Origin of the sequence: Gordonia aquimaris (assembly GCF_026262595.1) — a bacterium.
GTDB classification, from domain to species: Bacteria; Actinomycetota; Actinomycetes; order Mycobacteriales; family Mycobacteriaceae; genus Gordonia; species Gordonia tangerina.
Genome location: NZ_JAPKFM010000003.1, coordinates 55,644 through 73,166, shown reverse-complemented (window position 1 = coordinate 73,166; position 17,523 = coordinate 55,644). Strand labels below are relative to the sequence as shown.

The window sequence follows — 17,523 nt, the reverse complement described above, 5'->3', positions numbered from 1 at the left end:
TCCCGAACGTCACGTACCCGCGTCGGACTCCCGAGCACCGACGATCCGCGCAGCCATATCTGCATGGAACTCACCGATCTGCTCGGGTGTCATCGCACCCGATTCCCGGTACCAACGCGCGACGTCGACGCCCATCGACAGCAGCAGCGTCGTCGTCGCCTTCGGGTCGTCGACGTCGAAGGCCCCGTCTGCGATACCCGCGCCCACAATCGCGCCGACTCGTGCGGCGACCTCCTTGCGCATGACCTCGATGGCCGCGCGATGCTCGGGCGAGAGCGAGTCCAACTCGTAATTGACCACCCGCGACCAGACGTGATCGCGGGCGTGGTGGGCGGCGAGCGCACCGATCACGGCCCGCAACCGGAGGGCGGGCGACTGCTCGGGGTCGTCGGAAGCGTCGATCAATCGCAGAAACGACCGATGCCCGGCGTCGGAGAGCTCGTAGAGCACCTCTTCCTTGGACTTGAAATGCACGTACACCGCCGCCGGACTCATCTGCGCGCCGGTGGCGATGTCGCGGGTGGTGGTCGTGGTGAACCCCTTGGCGGCAAAGGCCTCCACCGCGGCGCGCAGCAACCGTGAGCGTGCCGCGACGGCACGGGGCGGCGGTTCCACGACAGACATGTCCCCGTTCTCCGTTCTCGACATTTCGCCGGTTGCACGGCTCCGGACATTGACAGGGGCCGCGGGGCGCGGCATAGTGCACAGTATCACTAAGCAAGCGCTTAGTCAGCAGCCGCGGACAACCGGCCACCGAGTTCCGCGACCGCACCCCACATCCCCTGACCAGGAGTAGGACAGAACTCATGCAGCTGACATTCAGTCCCGAAGAAGAGGCGTTCCGCGATGAGTTGCGGGCGATCTTCGCGAAGGTTCCCGAAGATCTGCGGCGCCGGTCGGAAGCGGGCAAGCTGAACTACCCCGACGACCTGGTCACCACCACGCGCATCCTCAACGAACACGGGGTCGCGACGCCGGGCTGGCCGGTCGAGGCCGGTGGCCGCGACTGGACTCCCATTCAGAGCCACATCTACCGCGAGGAGATGAGCCTGATGCATGTCCCGGACCTGCTGCCGTTCAACGTCGGCATGATCGGCCCGGTCATCGCGCAGTTCGGTTCGCCAGAGATGAAGGAACGCTTCCTGGCCAAGACCGCCAACCTCGACATCTGGTGGTGCCAGGGCTTCTCCGAGCCCGAGGCCGGCTCGGACCTCGCCTCACTCAAGACCCGCGCGGTGCGCGATGGTGACCACTACATCGTCAATGGCCAGAAGACGTGGACCACCCTCGGCCAGTTCGCCGACTGGATCTTCTGCCTGGTGCGCACCGATCCGGACGCCAAGAAGCAGGCCGGCATCAGCATGCTGCTGTTCCCGATGGACACCCCCGGCGTGGAACTGCGGCCGATCCAGTTGATCGACGGCAGCTTCGAGGTCAACGAGGTCTTCTTCAACGATGTCCGCGTGCCGGTAGAGAATCTGGTCGGCGAGGAGAACGAAGGCTGGACGCAGGCCAAGTTCCTGCTCGGCAACGAGCGCAGCGGCATTGCGCGGGTCGGCTACACCAAGACCAAACTCGCCAAGGCCAAGGAACTCGCACGCCAGATCACCACGGCGTCCGGCGGCACCCTGCTGGAGGACCCGCTGTTCGCAGCCCGGCTGGCCGAGTTGGAGAACGACCTGCTCGCCCTGGAGATGACCCAGTTGCGTGTGGCCGCCTCGTCGGCGGACGGAAAGCCCAACCCGGCGTCGTCGCTGCTGAAGCTGCGCGGCAGCCAACTGCAGCAGGACGCCATGGAGTTGCTCGCCGACATCGCCGGCGCCGACTCGCTGCCGGTTGCCGGTCTCGATGCGTCGGCCGCCAACGGCACCGCCGACGTCACGTCGCCGGAATGGGCACAGCTGTCCGCGCCGACCTACCTCAACTACCGCAAGGTCAGCATCTACGGCGGATCGTCGGAGGTTCAGCGCCAGATCATCGACAAGGCCGTGCTGGGTCTCTGAGCCAAGCGCCGCCTCACTACTTTTCACGACTCACGAGAACCTGGGAACCATTCATGGATTTCGAACTTTCCGACGAACAGACGATGCTGCGCGACACCGTGCGCGAGGTGCTGACCCGCAAGTACGACGTCGAGACGCTGCGTAAGGTCACCGACACCGAACTCGGTTGGGACAAGGGGGTGTGGAAGTCGTTGGCCGACATCGGCATCCTCGGCCTGACCTTCCCCGAGGACGACGGTGGCATGGGCGCCGGTCCGGTGGAGTTCACCAGCGTCATGACCGAGATCGGTCGCGCCCTGGCACCTGAGCCCTACCTCGACTCCGTCCTCGTTCCGGGGTCGCTGGTCGCCGCAACCGCCGACGACGAGACCCGCGCCGAGCTGCTCGGCGGGCTGGCCTCCGGCGAACTGCTGATGGCATTCGCCCACCTCGAAGCCGGCGACCGCTGGCCGGGCGCGAAGGTGGCCACCACCGCCACCGACAGCAAGCTCAATGGCACCAAAACACTTGTCGGCCACGGTGACTGCGCGGACAAGCTGGTCGTGTCGGCGCGCACCGACGACGGCGTCGGGCTGTTCCTGGTCGACGCGAACGCCGGCGGTGTCACGCGCACCCCGTACCGTTCACATGATCGCCGTCGCGGGGCGCAGATCGAGTTCGCCGACGCGGCAGCGGTGCGTCTGGGCAGCGGCGACGCCACGCAGGTCATCGCCGACGCCGAGGTCGGCATCCAGACCGCCCTGTGCGCCGAGGCCGTCGGCGCAATGGAGCGTGCCCTCGACCTCACCGTCGAATACCTGAAGACCCGCAAGCAGTTCGGTGTCACGCTGTCACAGTTCCAGACACTCACCCAGCGCGCTGCGGACATGTACGCGCAACTGGAACTGGCCCGCAGTATGAGCCTCTACGCGACGACCGCATTATCCGACGGCATCTGCGATCCAATCATCGCCTCGCGGGCGAAACTGCAGATCTGCCGCTCGGGCCGGGCCATCGGCCAGGAGGCAGTGCAGATGCACGGCGGCATCGGCATGACCGCCGAGTATCCCGTCGGCCACTACCTCAGCCGACTCACCGCGATTTCGCACACGCTCGGCGATGCCGCTGACCATGTGTCGGTCCTGGCACGCTCAGTCGGCGACCACGAGATGGTGATGGTCGGCTGAGTCGATTCGACACCTGACCGTCCAGGCCCCTGCCGCGCTTTCCGGAAGTTATCCCGATCGGCCGCCAGGGGCCTGGGCGTTATCGGGCGCCGCGCCTCGTCTCGGATCGCTACTGTTTCTCCCATGGACCAACTGCGCGACAACCTGGGCGATGCCGCCGCCTACAGCCTCGTGGGAATCGCGTTGCTCATCGTGGGGTTCGTGGCGCTGGACCTCGTGACCCCCGGCCGATTGCGCAATCTGATCTGGCTCGACCACAACCGCAACGCGGTGATGCTGGCGACCGCCCAGGTCATCGGTCTTTCGATCGTCCTTGTTGCCGGCGCACGCGATTCACTGGCGCTCGAACTGTGGCGAGGAGTGCTCTACACCGCCATCTATGTATTGCTAGCGATCGCAGTGATGATGTGGTCGTTCGTTCTCATCGACTGGCTCACGCCCGGCAAACTCGGCACGCTGCTGCTGGAGGACGACGGGCACCCGGCGGGGTGGATCTGTGGCGCGGTGTTCATCGGGATCGGCGCGGTCATCGGCGCTGCCCTCGGCTTGTAGTAGCGCTCGCGCGTTCCGAATCTGGTCAAGCGTGTCCGCCGGCATCACCGCTGAGCGCGCTCGGATGGATTATCCAGCCGATGGCACCCAACCGTGATGCTCGCGGACATCCGCAGCCCCAGAGAAGCCATCCGCCCACTATTGACTCGGAGACAATTGCCTATTGACCACCAGACAACAAGCTCTTAGTCTCGTGGCAATCGCTTAGCCACTCACCGAGGAGAAACAGCATGGCCGCGCCCCTGATCGAAGAATCCATCGTCATCAACGCCTCTGCCGAGGACGTCTGGGCGGTGATCTCCGACCTCAAGCGCATGGGCGAGTGGAGCCCGCAGTGCAAGAAGATGATCATCCGCGGCGGTGCCGTGGGCCTGGGCACCAAGACCATCAACATCAACCGTCGCGGCCCGCTCGTGTGGCCGACCACGTCGAAGGTGGTCCGGTTCGCCCCCAACCGTGAACTCGCGTTCCGCGTCGCCGAGAACCGCACCGTGTGGAGTTACACCATCGAGCCCACGGACAACGGTGTGACGCTGATCGAGAAGCGGGAGGTCGGCAACGGCACCACTGCTGTGTCGTCGTTCCTGGTGGACAAGGCCATGGGTGGTACCGCCAACTTCGAGGCCGAACTCAAGCTCGGGATGGCCGAGACCCTCGGCAAGATCAAGCGCGAAGCCGAGGCGTCGGCAGCGCGCGCTGCCTGAGCAGGTAGTCGGCCCTCGCTGGAAGCCTTTTGCCGCTAGGTGACGGGCATACACCGCTGGCCGAGCGCCTTTCATTCGCTCGTCGAGCGCCTTTCATTCGCTCGTCGAGCGCCTTTCATTCGCTCGTCGAGCGCCCTTCATTCGCTCGTCGAGCGCCCTTCATTCGCTGGTCGAGTAGCCGCCGAGCCGCTAGGCGAGGGGGTGTATCGAGACCGCTTCTCGCGCAACTGGTCTCGATACGTCCCTCGCCTGGCGGCTCGGGACTACTCGACCAGCAGAAAGAGCGGCTCGGAACCACTCGACCAACAGAAAGAGCGGCTCGGAACCACTCGACCAACAGAAAGAGCGGCTCGGAACCACTCGACCAACAGAAAGAGCGGCTCGGAACCACTCGACCAGCAGAAAGAGCGGCTCGGAACTACTCGACCAGCAGAAAGAGCGGTCGGGACTACTCGACCAGCGGACAGAGAGACCGGACGCCAGGGCGACGACGACAGCGGACGCCAGGGCGGCTATTGCTCCGCCAACTTCTGCACCAGCGCGGGCAGGTCGGCCACCGAATCGATCACGTGGTCGGGCACCGGCCCGAATTCGTCGCGTTGTAGCGCGCGCAACGCCTCGTCCCGGAACTTACCGGTACGCACCAGCACACCGATCAGCGCGGCGGCCTGCGCACCGAGGACGTCGTTGTGCATGTCGTCGCCGACCATGATCACCTGGTTTGGTTCGAGCTGCATCAGGTCAACGGCGGCACGGAAGCCGAGCGGGGACGGTTTGCCGATCGCCTTGATCTTGCGCCCGGCGGCTTTCTCCAGTCCCTCGAGGTAGACGCCGGTGTCGATGCTGAGCCCCCCGGCCGTCGACCATGTCATCGACCGATGCATGGCCACCACCGGCACACCGCTGACCATCGATTCGAGCACCTGGGACAGTGACCGGTGATCGAACACCGGTCCGGCGCCGCCGAGCACCACGACTTCGGCCGACGCGGGGTCGTCGGTGAGCTCCACACCCGTCATGTCTTCGGCGATGGGTCCCTCGTTGAGCACCCAGACCCGCTTGCCGGGGTGGTTGGCGGTCAGATACTCGGCAGTGAGCTTGGCGGCGGTGAGGATCTCCTCGGGGGACACCTCGAAGCCACACGCGTTGAGCGCCTCGGCGATGTCACCCCGCGACCGCGAGGTGGTGTTGGTCAGGAACATGCGCGGATAACCCCGCTCGTACAGTTCCGCGACCGCGTCGACCGCTCCCGGCAGCACCTTCCACGAGGTGACCATCACCCCGTCGATGTCGAGCAGCAAACCGAGCGCCATGGTGTTCGAATCTAGTCCCGTCGACGGCACCCTGCACGGCCGGCCGACGCGAGATGGCATGCTGAGCGCATGCGATCGGTGTCCGACCACCAGGCCGTCGTCGCCGCACTCTTCGGCGACCCCGTGTCCGAGACCGTGCCGGTGGCCGCTGCGCTCGGCGCCGTCACGACCACTGAGATCCTCGCGTCGTCGGCGTTGCCCGGCTTCGACAACTCGGCAATGGACGGCTACGCCGTGCGTGCCGGCGAGATCTCCTCCGCCACCGAGCAATCACCGGTGACACTGCCGGTCGCCGAAGACATACCCGCGGGACGCACCGACCGGCTGGCGCTGACCCCCGGCACGGCGCATCGCATCATGACGGGTGCGCCGATGCCCGCCGACGCCGATGCCGTGGTGCCGGTGGAGATGACCGACGGCGGCGTGGACCAGGTGACGATCCGCTCCTCGATCCCCGCTGGCAAGCACATCCGTCGCGCCGGTTCCGACATCGAGGCCGGCCGGCCCGCCATTGCCGCCGGCACCCGGATCGGTGCACCTCAGGTCGGCCTGCTCGCCGCGCTGGGAATCACCGAGGTCGCGGTGCTCCGGCGGCTGCGCGTGGTGGTGCTCTCGACCGGCTCCGAACTCGTCACCCCCGGTCAGCCGCTGCACCACGGACAGATCTACGAATCCAATGGGCCGATGCTGACCGCGGCGGCCACCGAAGCCGGCGCCGAGGCCACCCACCTGCACTATGTGACCGACGACGTCGACGCGTTCCGCACCCGGCTCGACGAGATCAGCGGCTGGGCCGACGTCATCATCACCTCGGGCGGGGTCAGTGCGGGCGCTTTCGAGGTGGTCAAGGATGCGCTCACCGACAGCGACGACATCGAGTTCGTGAAGGTCGCGATGCAGCCCGGCATGCCGCAGGGCTGCGGCCACTACCCCGGGCCCGACGGTCGCCGCGTACCGATCATCACGCTGCCCGGCAACCCGGTGAGTTCGCTGGTGTCGTTCGAGATGTTCATCCGGCCCGCGCTGCGCGCGGCGATGGGGCTGCCGGAGGACCGTCCGATCCGAATGGCCCGGCTGAGCGCCGACGTGGTGTCGCCGGCCGGCAAGCGACAGTTCATGCGCGGAGTGCTGCGCAGCGACGACACCGGCGCGGTTGTCGACCCCATCGGCCCACCGGCCTCCCATCACCTGCGCTATCTGGCGCAGGCGAACGCACTGATCGACATTCCCGAGGATGTCGATGCGGTCAGCGAGGGTACATCCGTCCAGGTGATCGAGCTGTGACGTGCTCGCAGCGGGCCGCCGTCACGCTGACCGACGGGCTCGACACTCTAAGCTGGGGCGAGCGGGCCGTGACATCGCATGTGCCCAGTCGACTAGCAGGAGGTTGATGGTGGCCAGGCGCCCGCGGCCGAACGGAACGCGCAGCGGACCAGGACATCTCGTCGACCTCGCGCGGGAGACCATTCCCCCGGTGCATTCGGCGGGTATCCCCTTCGTGGTGGGACCGGCCACTGTCGCCTTCCTGGGCCGACGCCATCCGTGGATCGCCCGGCCTGCCGCACTCACCGCAGCGGCGTGTGCGCTGTTCTTCCGGCATCCACCACGCGTGCCGCCCGCCGACGCGGGCGCGGTCGTCGCCCCCGCAGACGGCACCATCTCCCTGGTCGACGCGGCTGTGCCGCCACCGGAGTCGGGCCTCGGCGATGAGCCACTGCCCCGCGTGTCGACCTTCTTGTCCATCTTCGACGTACACGTCCAGCGCGTACCGGTGGCCGGTCGGGTGACGTCGGTGACGCACACACCCGGCGCTTTCGTCTCCGCCGATCTGCCCGAGGCCAGTTCGGTCAACGAGCGGTCCACGATGACGTTGCGCTGCCCGGTCGGCCAGACCGTCCACGACGTCGCCGTCGTCCAGATCGCGGGACTCATCGCGCGGCGCATCGTGTGCGAACCCGTCGTCGGCGACGAGTTGGCCATCGCCGACACCTACGGCCTGATCCGATTCGGCTCCCGCGTCGACGTCTACCTGCCCGCAGGCACGATTCCGAACGTCCGGGTCGGCCAGCGCGCAGTGGGCGGCGAAACCCTGTTCGCGACGCTCGGCTGATCGCATGCCTCCCGCCCGCAGGTCCGAACGTCCGACTCCCCACCGAACACCGAGTTCCCACCGAACGCCGAGCGCGCATCCGACGCGAGGCGCACGCACCACCGTGTCCACCGCTGCCGCACCCGAGCGCACCGGATTGCGCGGTCAGGCTGCCGCCGGACGACTCTTCGTGCCGTCGGCGCTCACGATCCTGGCGATCTGCGCGGGTCTCACCGCGGTTCGGGTCACCGACGCAGGTCAGATCGATGCGGCGATGGGTCTGGTCGTGGCGGCCGCACTCCTCGACGGCATCGACGGCCGTGTCGCCCGGATGATGGGGGCGACCACCCGGATCGGGGCGGAGATCGATTCGCTGGCCGACGCGATCAACTTCGGCGTGGTACCCGCGCTGATCGTCTACCTGTATCTGACGCCCGACAAGGACATCGGCTGGGCGTTCGCGCTGATCTACTGCTGCGCGATCGTGTTGCGGCTGGCTCGCTTCAACACGCTGATCGACGACGACGAGGCGCCCGGGTACACCCGCGACTTCTTCGTCGGTGTCCCGGCCCCGGCCGCGGCGATCATCGCCCTGCTGCCGGTCGGGCTGTCCCAGCAGTTCGGGTCTGGCTGGTGGACGTCGCTGCCCGTGGTCGGCGGGTGGCTGGTGTTCGTGGCTTTCCTCGCGGTCAGCCGCATCCCGACCGCGTCGCTGAAGACCGCGTCGATTCCACCGCGTGCATTGGCCGGATTGTTGATCGTCGTCGCGATCGGCGCCGCTCTGCTGCTGACGTTCCCCTACACCCTGATGCTCATCGCGATCGGCGGATATCTGCTGCACATCCCCTTCGCCTGGCGCAATCAGCGCTGGGTGGCCTCGAGACCCGAACATTGGGAGGCGCACCCGTCGGAGCGTCGGGCCGAACGGCGCGCGATGGCCCGCTCACAGCCCCGACGCCCGCGATTGACGTCAACGAACCGGTCGCAGGCTCGGCTGGGCTTGCGCCGCCCGACCGGGACGATCGAGCCCACGGCCTCCGGTGTAGACCAGGGCCACGACGTCGAGGAGCGCTGATGGCCGGCCACGTCCAGCTGACGCTGACCGCACGGGTCAATCCCGCCGCGGGTGAGGCGCGCCGCGGGATCGTCCGGGTGCATCCCGAAGTGCTCGCCGCGCTGGGCCTGCGCGAATGGGATGCCGCGTCGATCACCGGTGCCCGCGTCACCGCTGCGGTCCTCGCCACGGCCGGCCCGGACACCCCGCCGGGCACCGCATTGCTCGACGACATCACGTTCGCCAACGCCGGCATCCGGGAGAACGCATCGGTGGTGGTGGCGCCGGTGACGGTGCACGGCGCCGGACAGGTGACCGTGTCCGGCTCGGCATTGGCCGCCGGACAGGTCGACGAACCCACGTTGCGGCGCGCACTGCTGGGCAAGGTCGTCTCGGTGGGCGACTCGGTCTCATTGCTGCCCCGCGACCTCGGTCCCGAACTGACCGCGACGCCGGCCACCCGTGCGCTGGCGGTGTCAGTGGGGATCACCTGGACCAACGAATTGGTGACGGTCTCGGCTACCGAACCCGACGGGCCCGTGAGCGTGCAGACCAACACGGCTGTGATGTGGGCGGGTGAACGTGGCACCGGTGGCACATCTGCGCCGACGCCCCCGCCGTCCACGGCACTGGGATTCGCCGCGAGCGCACCGCTGGAGCCGACGGCGGCGCGGTCGACGACGTCGATGGGCGTGGTGTCGCACCGCGCGTCGACCGGGCCGCTGGTGCGCCCGGTGTCGACGCTGGTGGGCGTGGACACCCAGGTGGCCCGGCTGACCGAATGGCTGTCGATCACCCTCGACGAACCCGAGGTTCTGCACACCCTCGGTGCCGCGCCGCGCCTCGGGGTGCTGATCACCGGGCCGCCCGGCGGCGGCAAGGCCACCCTGGTGCGTTCGGTGTGCGCGGAGCGAGCGCTGACCGTGGTGGACGGCCCGACGGTCGGGGCGTTGGAGAGCGGGGCCCGCCTGGCTGCGGTGCGGTCGGCGATCGCCGACCTCGCCGAGACGGGCGGGGTGCTGATGATCACCGACGTCGACGCCCTCCTGCCCGCACCCCGGGAATCCGCGGCCGCCGACCCGGTGTCCACCTTGATCCTGGACGAACTGCGTGCCACGGTCGGCGGCGGCCGTGTCGCACTGATCGCGACCACCGGGGAAGCCGTCCGCCTCGACAGCCGCCTGCGCGACCCTGCCCTGTGCGATCGCGAACTCATCGTCGGACTACCCGACTCGTCGACGCGTGCCCGACTGCTCGGCGTCATCCTCTCCGACGTACCCACCGAGGGTCATCTCGACCTCGACCTGATCGCCACCCGCACACCCGGTTTCGTTGCCGGTGATCTCGCCGCCCTGGCCCGCGAGGCCGCGTTGCGCGCCGCGGCCCGGGTGACCTCGGCGGATGACGAGGAACGGCCGGAACCGGCGCTGCGGACCGACGATCTGCTGGGTGCGCTGGCGGTCATCCGCCCAGTGTCGCGGCTGGACTCCCCGGAGGTCGCGGTCGGGTCGATCACGCTCGACGAGGTCGGCGACATGGTCGAGACCAAGCAGGCACTCACCGAGGCGGTGCTGTGGCCGCTGCAGCATCCCGACACCTTCACCCGCCTCGGTGTCGCCCCGCCGCGCGGAGTATTGCTGTTCGGACCACCCGGCTGCGGCAAGACGTTCGTGGTGCGAGCGCTGGCCGCCTCGGGCCGGCTGTCGGTGCACACCGTCAAGGGTGCGGAACTGATGGACAAGTGGGTCGGGTCGTCGGAGAAAGCGGTGCGGGATCTGTTCGCACGCGCCCGCGAGTCGGCGCCGTCGCTGATCTTTCTCGACGAGATCGACGCGCTGGCCCCGCGTCGCGGACAGTCCAGCGACTCAGGTGTCGGCGACCGGGTGGTGGCGGCGCTGCTCACCGAACTCGACGGCGTCGAACCGCTGCAGGACGTGGTGGTGCTCGGTGCCACCAACCGGCCCGACCTCATCGACCCTGCACTGCTGCGCCCCGGACGGCTCGAACGACTGGTGTTCGTCCCACCACCCGACGCCGCGGCGCGCGCCGACATCCTGCGGGCGTCAGGTCGCAACGTGCCGTTGGCCGACGGCGTCGACCTCACGGCGCTCGCCGACGATCTGGATGGTTACTCGGCCGCCGACTGTTCGGCGCTGCTTCGTGAGGCCGCGTTGTCGGCGATGCGGCGCGATATCGACGCCGCGACCGTCGGCCCCGACGACATCGCCGACGCCCGCGGTCGGGTGCGGCCGTCGCTGGATGCCGCGCAGGTGGCGAACCTGCAGGCGTTCGCGCAGCGACGGGTGGAGTGACTACGTCGCTGACCCGTGGTCTCCCGGCGCCGCACTACCTGCATAATCATCGAGTCCCGCAACGAGATCGGAGACCCAAGGCATCTCGTCGTAGCGCCGCTGATGCAGCGCCGAAATCTTGGTGCCCACATCGGGGTCGGATTCGTCGGTGACGTCGAATGAAACGAACTTGGAGATGTGCGGCAATCCAACCTTGTCGCTGTTGAGATGCGACGGGTGAATGAGGTACTCCCAGTAGCCATCGAGGTCAGGTAGAGCGTAGACGGCACCATACTCATACTCGCCGCCGAAGTCGCGTCCTACCACATACGACGAGACCGCGGGAATGGATTCGCCCTGATTGCGCAGACTGTCCATACAGGTATCTATCTGCTCCTGGGTTGCACTGTCTCGGAATGTAAACCGAATTCCGTGGTAGATCATTTCTATTCCTTTCTTAGGGTGATTCACTAACTGGAGTGCTCAATCGTCCTGATTCCCGGCCATTTCCAGATGCGCCGACAGTCGGCTGACATCGACGCCGACATCACTGCCCTCAGCCGCTTGCGTCAATATCTCCTTGGCGGCGGCGAAGAAGTTCCCATCGATACCGGCGGACGCTAATTCCGATGCAATGGGACCTGACACCGATATCAACGCGCTGATAGGCGCTCCGCACGACGTGTTATCCTGCTTCCGCTCCGCGTCGAACGCTCTGCGCAACATCGTGCTGGCAGCCCACCCTCCCTCCAACACCCGGGCCGACTCCTCCACCGGTAGACCGGTGGAGCGCAACAAGTTGACGCCGATCGCCGCTGACACGACATGGGTGGTCACGAGGAACTGGTTGATCAACTTCAGACGCAGTCCTGCACCGCCGTCACCGAGGTGCACCACGTCGCGGGAATACTCGAGCATGAGAGAACGAACCTGATCGGTGGCCGACTCGACTCCACCCACCATGGTGATCAAAGTGCCGGCACGCGCCCCCTCGGGGCCGCCGGTCACCGGCGCATCGAGGAACGTGGCGCCCACCAGTGCAGCGCGATCCGCTATCTGAGACCGTACTTCCGGCGAGAATGTGCCGTGTTCAACGAAGACGTGCCGTTCCGTAGCGTGCGTGAGCAAACCGTTCGCGCCCAGATAAACCTCCTTGACGGCAGCATCATCCAGGAGGCAACTGAAGACCACATAGCAGTTCTTCGTAACCTCCGCCGGCTGTTTCGCAATACGCGCTCCGCGTGCCGCGAACGGTGCCGATTTGTCCACGGACCGGTTGTAGACGACAAGACGATGGCCTGCTTGTTGGAGTCTCTCGGCCATTCGCCCGCCCATGGTTCCGAGGCCTACGAATCCGACGTCGCTACACACGTGCACCGCTCCTGAGAAAGTCAAAATCGCAACCTTCCGAGGCCTGCAGCACATGCTCGTGGTGCAGGCGCTCGAAGCCACGTGACGGTGCCTTGGCTTGCGACAACCTCGCTCGACGCGCTTCGAGTTCATGTTCGTCGACGAGTAAGTCCAACCGGCCCGCGTGCACATCCAGCTCGACGGCGTCACCGTCGCGCACCAGCGCCAATGGACCACCCACAGCCGCCTCCGGACAGGCGTGCAATATCATCGTTCCGCTCGATGTTCCGCTCATGCGAGCATCGGAGATCCGTACCATGTCGCGAACCCCGGCCTGCACCAACGTCTTCGGGATCGGGATGGCACCAACCTCAGGCATGCCGGGCCCGCCTACCGGGCCGACCCCGCGGAGTACCAGGACGCTGTCAGCGGTCACCTCCAGGTTCGGGTCGTCAATCCGATCGTGGAGGTCCTCGACACCGTCGAACACCACTGCCGGACCGCAGTGCCTGAGCAAGCGTTCATCTGCTCCTGCGCATTTCACGACTGCGCCATCGGGCGCGAGAGTCCCGGCCACCACTGCAAGCCCCGCCGTGCGTGCCGAAGAAACCGAACTACGAATTGCCCCGGAAGTACGCACCGGTGCACCATGAACGATGATCTCCGACCACGGGCGGTCGGTTCCGGCCAGCTGGGTGGTGTCGAAGAGGTCGCCTAGTTCAGCGATCACGGCCGGAGCCCCGCCCACCGCGTCGAGATCAGACAGGTGGTAGTCACCGGCAGGTCGCACATCGGTGATCAATGGGACGCCACGCAGACATTCGCGAAGTTCACCGGTGTCGAGCGGCTCGCCGACGCGTCCGGCAAGTGCTGCCAGATGAAGCAGTGCATTGGTGGAACCGCCGCATGCCGCGGTAACCCTGATGGCGTTCCAGATCGCCTCACGGGTCACCACCTGCGAGGGCGTCAACCCCGCTCGAGCGCGCTCGACGATCTGTCGTCCGGTCTTCTCTGCCGCGGCACGGCGCCGAGCGCTGGTTGCCGGCAAAAGAGCGCTACCGGGTAGCGCCATGCCGAGGGCCTCCGCGACGATCGCCATCGTCGTGGCCGTACCCATGACATTGCATGTACCGACGCTGTCGTTGAGACATGTCTCGACACATGACCAGTCCTCATCGCTCAACAGCCCCGCACGGTGGTCATCCGACAACGACCAGATGTCGTCGGTGGTGAGTTCCCTGTCCCCCCAGCGTCCCAACGCCCGTGGGCCGGCGGCGATGGTGAGCGATGGGCGGTTTGCGCTGTAGGCTCCCATCAACTGGGCCGGAACGGTCTTGTCACATCCACCCAACAAGACGACCCCATCGATCGGCGACGAGGTGATCATCTCTTCGACGTCCATCGCCATCAGATTGCGTAGGTACAGCGAACTGGGCCTGATGTATGGCTCCGACAGTGAGATTGTCGGAAACTCCAGCGGGAACCCGCCCGCGGCGATCACCCCTCGTTTGACGGCCGCCGCAAGCTCGCGCAAGCCGGCGTTACATGGAGTCAGCTCGCTCCAGCTGTTCGCAATACCGATCACTGGGCGCTGCCCCACCGCTTCTGGTGAGAAGCCCTCAGCGGTCATGAACGCCCTCGCGAGGAAACCGTCGAATCCCTTTGCCGAGAACAGCTCACCGGTTGTCTGCGATACCGATTCCTGCGGCACCGTACTCACCTCCGTAGGTCCATCCCAGACCGGCGCGTGCATCGCTGGGAACATACTCAAGACTGACCTTGCCCCGATAGTCACGGTCCGCAAGGATTCGGAAGAACCGACTCCAGTCGATGTCGCCGGTCCCTGGGTCGCCACGTCCGGGTGAGTCCGCTACCTGGACGTGGCGAACCCATGGCGCATACTCTGCGAACACGGTGGACACGTTGTGCCCCTCGGCGGCGACGTGAAAAGTGTCGAACAGCAGCCCGAGTCGCCCGGGCTCATCCAGGCCGGCACGTAGTCGAATGACTTGTTCACAGCTGGTGATCAAATACCCTGGATACGTCGTCTCACTCAGCGGTTCGAGTAGTAGCTGCGCGCCGTCAACGGGAGTTCTGCTCAGTGCCCAGTTCAGATTCTCAGTCAGCACAGCGTCCTGATCGACACCGGGCTGGCGGTTGCCGGCGACCATGTTGATGAACTGCACGCCCAAACAGACTGCAGCCGACAACGTCTCTTCAAATGAGCGCCGCCACTGCGCGACCTGTTCCGGGTCGGCCATCCGTCCACATTCGGCATGCGAACCACGCGGCACGTTGATCGAATTCACCTGGACTCCAGCCGATGCCACCGAATCGGCAACGCGGTCCAGTTCTCCGGGCGGCACTTCCCAGAAATCCACATGCGAGAAACCGTCCTCTGCGGCGGCAATGACTCGCTCCGAGAGCGACACGGCCGGATACAGTAATCCCAGGTGCGCAACTGCTGTGCGACCTGCCACCTCGACCACCTCTACTGACCTCCTGATGCGGTCACCGCAGGATTCGCGCGGCATCAAGCCACCATCGATACAGCCACGTGCGCAAGCGCCGCGCGAATCCACGCGGGGCGTCCACCCCGCACACGACACCCGAACGCACAGCGTCGTCGTCGATCATCGACCGAGTTGTCGCTGTAGCCACGATCCGATGACGCTCACCGACGCAGCTGTCGAGTCACACTGACAGTGTTCACATCCGGGCTCACCGTACTCAAACACTTTGAGTTCGTTGTCACCCTCGGGCAAGGCTTCGAAGAGCCGGTGGGCAAGACCCACCGGGACGATGGTGTCGGCCGCACCATGAACCACCAGCACCGGACACTGAAGTTCGTCCACAACCGGAATACGGAAGGGCGCAAGAGCTTCGAGGGCAGCCTCGGTGTCGGCGACCCCGAGCATCTGCGGAAGCAGTGCAGCAAGATGGTCAATCGTGTGGCCACCGTGCTGGAGCTTGGCCTTGATCTGCGCCTGGATATCCCACTGCGCTCCCCAGGCGATTGCGCCCGCGAGACGCGGCTCGTACGCCGCCGCTCGGATCGCGAACAGCCCGCCCAGGCTCTGCCCGACCATCGCGATGCGGTTGACGTCAGTGACTTCGTCCTGCTCGAGGAAGTCGATAGCGGCGCCCACGACTGTCTCCCAGTCATGTCGAAGCAGGTGCCCTCGCACGCGCGCCTCACCCTGACCAGGGCCATCGAGAGTCAGGACTTGGAATCCTCGCTCGGCCAGCCGACGCCCGAGCGCGAAGTACAGCTCCTCACAGACCGAATCGGCGCCACCACAGATCATGACGGTGGGTAGCGGTCGGCTCGGCGCCGGCTTGTGGAACAGATAGCCTGGCAAAGTGCCGCTTTCGAAGGGAATCTCGACACTTCGAATGGCGAGATCGTCATACGCCAACGACTTCTGGAAGGCCCTCCGCCGATCTGCCACCCCACTGCGATAGCGCTGGTCCTCGGGCAAAAGGAAGAAGATCGAAGCTCGGTAGTAATTACTGGCCCGCCGCCAGGCGTCCCGAGCGGTGATGGTATCGCCGGTCGCCCGCGCCTCGTCGCCCGACTTCTCGACCCGCGAAGCCAGCGCGTACAGCGACGCGTACCAGCCTTCGACATCTCCCGGCCGCAGGTCTCGCACCGCGAAGTGCACTTCAGAGATGTCCGCGCCGCCGTCACTGGCCTGCACGAACAAGCGCAATACCTGGAATGACCAATAAGGACTTTCCGGCCAATACATGAAGGCACCCGGCTCCGCGTCGGCGGGGATGTCAATGTCAGAGTTCACAGTCACAGTTGACTCCTGTTGTGTATTAGTTGTTTTGGCTGTAGCGCTCGTCGGCGCTAGGCGGTGCTGTTCGCAAATCCGTCCGGGGTCTTCGGTACAGCGATGGGCGACTGGCAGGTCCGAGGACGGAGCGACGACAGCGTCATCGCGAGCGACGACAGCGCCGCGCCTCGTCGATCGAACGCCGAAGACCCCGGGCGAATCTCCGGACAGGGCCACTAAGGAACGGTGACAACGATCTTGCCGCCGCCGCTTCTCGTCCGAAGCGCATTCACGGCTTCATCTGCTTTGTCGAACGCGTAGCGGCCGCCGTCATCAACGCGAAGATCGCCCGCTGCAAGGAGCGCAACGAGTTCCGCCATCGATTCGCGGAGAAGTCCCGGCGGAAACGTACCTAGATACATTCCCGACACAACGAGGTTGCGTCGGCTGAGGGCACGCGGATCGTACGGCGTCGGCGCATCGCCACTTGCTTTCCCCACCGAGACGAGTCGCGCCAGTGGACGCGCAGCCTCTACCGCCTGATCGAAGGCCGATCCTCCGATGTTGTCGACCACAACGTCCACACCGTGATCCCTGGTGGCATCCATGATGGCAGATGCGAGATCGTCTCCGCGCGAATTGATCACGTGATCAGCACCCAGTTCGGACACCTTTGAATTCTTCGATTCCGAAGACACCCCGGCCACAACCGTTGCTGCACCTGCCAGTTTGGCCAGTTGGATTGCCAGCATTCCGACGCCGCCGGCTGCGCCGAGCACGAGAACCGAGTCCCCTTTGCCGATGCGCCCCAGCGTGTGCAACGCGTGCCACGCAGTGTTGCCTTGGATCACCATCGTCAGAGCTTCGAGGTCACCTACGCCTTCAGGAAGAGGAAAGACCACTTCCCTGGACACCGCCACGCGCTCGGCGAACCCGCCGCCCTCTGTCGTGAGCGCGGCCACCCTCGTCCCGTCCGCTAGGCGACCGATGACCTCTGATCCGAGAACGTGCGGTAGGGCTACATTCTGCCCATACGCGTTGGCAGCGACATTCAGATCGTGGAAGTTCACGCCGACCGCCTCGACGTCGACCAGCACCTGGTCCTCGGCCAACTCCGGATCTTTGGTCTCGACGATCTCGAACTCGACGGGTTCGCCGTACCGGACGATCTGCGCAGCACGCATTCGTCGCCTCCTTCGTATTGTGTTTGAGCACTTGT

General features: G+C 66.0%; 16 protein-coding genes. 8 read left to right on the top strand and 8 right to left on the bottom strand.

Annotated elements, in window-relative coordinates; all coding sequences use genetic code 11:
* Positions 1-9 precede the first annotated feature (9 nt).
* On the bottom strand, positions 10-624 hold the full coding sequence (locus OSB52_RS03970; RefSeq protein ID WP_266060297.1) for a TetR/AcrR family transcriptional regulator: 615 nt from the start codon (positions 622-624) through the stop codon (positions 10-12).
* 182 nt (positions 625-806) lie between these two features.
* On the opposite strand from OSB52_RS03970, the gene OSB52_RS03965 reads away from it, so the two are divergent.
* From OSB52_RS03965 to OSB52_RS03950, 4 genes are all read left to right on the top strand, one after another.
* Positions 807-2,003: an acyl-CoA dehydrogenase family protein gene (locus tag OSB52_RS03965; RefSeq protein WP_235726132.1), complete on the top strand. Its 1,197-nt coding sequence runs from the start codon at positions 807-809 to the stop codon at positions 2,001-2,003.
* 53 nt (positions 2,004-2,056) lie between these two features.
* Complete coding sequence (locus OSB52_RS03960) at positions 2,057-3,169, top strand: acyl-CoA dehydrogenase family protein (RefSeq protein ID WP_266060296.1); 1,113 nt, start codon at positions 2,057-2,059, stop codon at positions 3,167-3,169.
* 123 nt (positions 3,170-3,292) lie between these two features.
* The gene (locus OSB52_RS03955; protein WP_266060294.1) at positions 3,293-3,721 is read left to right on the top strand and encodes a DUF350 domain-containing protein; all 429 of its coding nucleotides are present in this window, start codon (positions 3,293-3,295) and stop codon (positions 3,719-3,721) included.
* Between the two features lie 230 nt (positions 3,722-3,951).
* Positions 3,952-4,425, top strand: coding sequence for an SRPBCC family protein (locus tag OSB52_RS03950; RefSeq protein ID WP_266060293.1), 474 nt, complete (start codon positions 3,952-3,954; stop codon positions 4,423-4,425).
* 512 nt (positions 4,426-4,937) lie between these two features.
* Here the strand turns inward: OSB52_RS03950 and OSB52_RS03945 are convergent.
* On the bottom strand, positions 4,938-5,738 hold the full coding sequence (locus tag OSB52_RS03945; RefSeq protein WP_266060291.1) for an HAD-IIA family hydrolase: 801 nt from the start codon (positions 5,736-5,738) through the stop codon (positions 4,938-4,940).
* Positions 5,739-5,807: 69 nt separating this feature from the next.
* Here OSB52_RS03945 and moeA point away from each other — a divergent pair, with 69 nt between their 5' ends.
* The 4 genes from moeA to OSB52_RS03925 all read left to right on the top strand — a co-directional run bounded on the left by moeA (position 5,808) and on the right by OSB52_RS03925 (position 11,193).
* The gene (gene moeA / locus OSB52_RS03940) at positions 5,808-7,022 is read left to right on the top strand and encodes a molybdopterin molybdotransferase MoeA (RefSeq protein WP_266060289.1); all 1,215 of its coding nucleotides are present in this window, start codon (positions 5,808-5,810) and stop codon (positions 7,020-7,022) included.
* A 109-nt stretch (positions 7,023-7,131) separates the two neighbouring features.
* A complete protein-coding gene (locus tag OSB52_RS03935; protein ID WP_266060288.1) occupies positions 7,132-7,848 on the top strand; it encodes a phosphatidylserine decarboxylase in 717 nt (238 codons plus the stop codon).
* Between the two features lie 103 nt (positions 7,849-7,951).
* Complete coding sequence (locus OSB52_RS03930; protein ID WP_372475449.1) at positions 7,952-8,902, top strand: CDP-alcohol phosphatidyltransferase family protein; 951 nt, start codon at positions 7,952-7,954, stop codon at positions 8,900-8,902.
* Positions 8,902-11,193: an AAA family ATPase gene (locus OSB52_RS03925; protein ID WP_266060287.1), complete on the top strand. Its 2,292-nt coding sequence runs from the start codon at positions 8,902-8,904 to the stop codon at positions 11,191-11,193. Before OSB52_RS03930 ends, OSB52_RS03925 begins: the two co-directional genes overlap by 1 nt.
* On the opposite strand, the gene OSB52_RS03920 is transcribed toward OSB52_RS03925, so the two are convergent.
* The 6 genes from OSB52_RS03920 to OSB52_RS03895 form a co-directional block, all read right to left on the bottom strand.
* Positions 11,194-11,616, bottom strand: a complete 423-nt coding sequence (locus tag OSB52_RS03920; protein ID WP_266060285.1) for a Dabb family protein — start codon at positions 11,614-11,616, stop codon at positions 11,194-11,196.
* A 39-nt stretch (positions 11,617-11,655) separates the two neighbouring features.
* Positions 11,656-12,597, bottom strand: a complete 942-nt coding sequence (locus OSB52_RS03915) for an NAD(P)-dependent oxidoreductase (protein WP_266060541.1) — start codon at positions 12,595-12,597, stop codon at positions 11,656-11,658.
* A complete protein-coding gene (locus OSB52_RS03910) occupies positions 12,536-14,233 on the bottom strand; it encodes a dihydroxy-acid dehydratase (protein ID WP_266060284.1) in 1,698 nt (565 codons plus the stop codon). Before OSB52_RS03910 ends, OSB52_RS03915 begins: the two co-directional genes overlap by 62 nt.
* Positions 14,199-15,002, bottom strand: coding sequence for a TIM barrel protein (locus OSB52_RS03905; RefSeq protein ID WP_266060283.1), 804 nt, complete (start codon positions 15,000-15,002; stop codon positions 14,199-14,201). The genes OSB52_RS03910 and OSB52_RS03905 overlap by 35 nt, the downstream gene beginning before the upstream one ends.
* Before the next feature lie 153 nt (positions 15,003-15,155).
* Entirely contained in the window at positions 15,156-16,274 is a 1,119-nt protein-coding gene (locus tag OSB52_RS03900; RefSeq protein ID WP_266060281.1) for an alpha/beta hydrolase family protein, read from the bottom strand.
* 266 nt (positions 16,275-16,540) lie between these two features.
* Positions 16,541-17,488 carry a quinone oxidoreductase family protein gene (locus OSB52_RS03895; protein ID WP_266060279.1) on the bottom strand — a complete coding sequence of 316 codons (948 nt, stop codon included), beginning with the start codon at positions 17,486-17,488 and terminating at the stop codon, positions 16,541-16,543.
* Between the last annotated feature and the right edge of the window lie 35 nt (positions 17,489-17,523).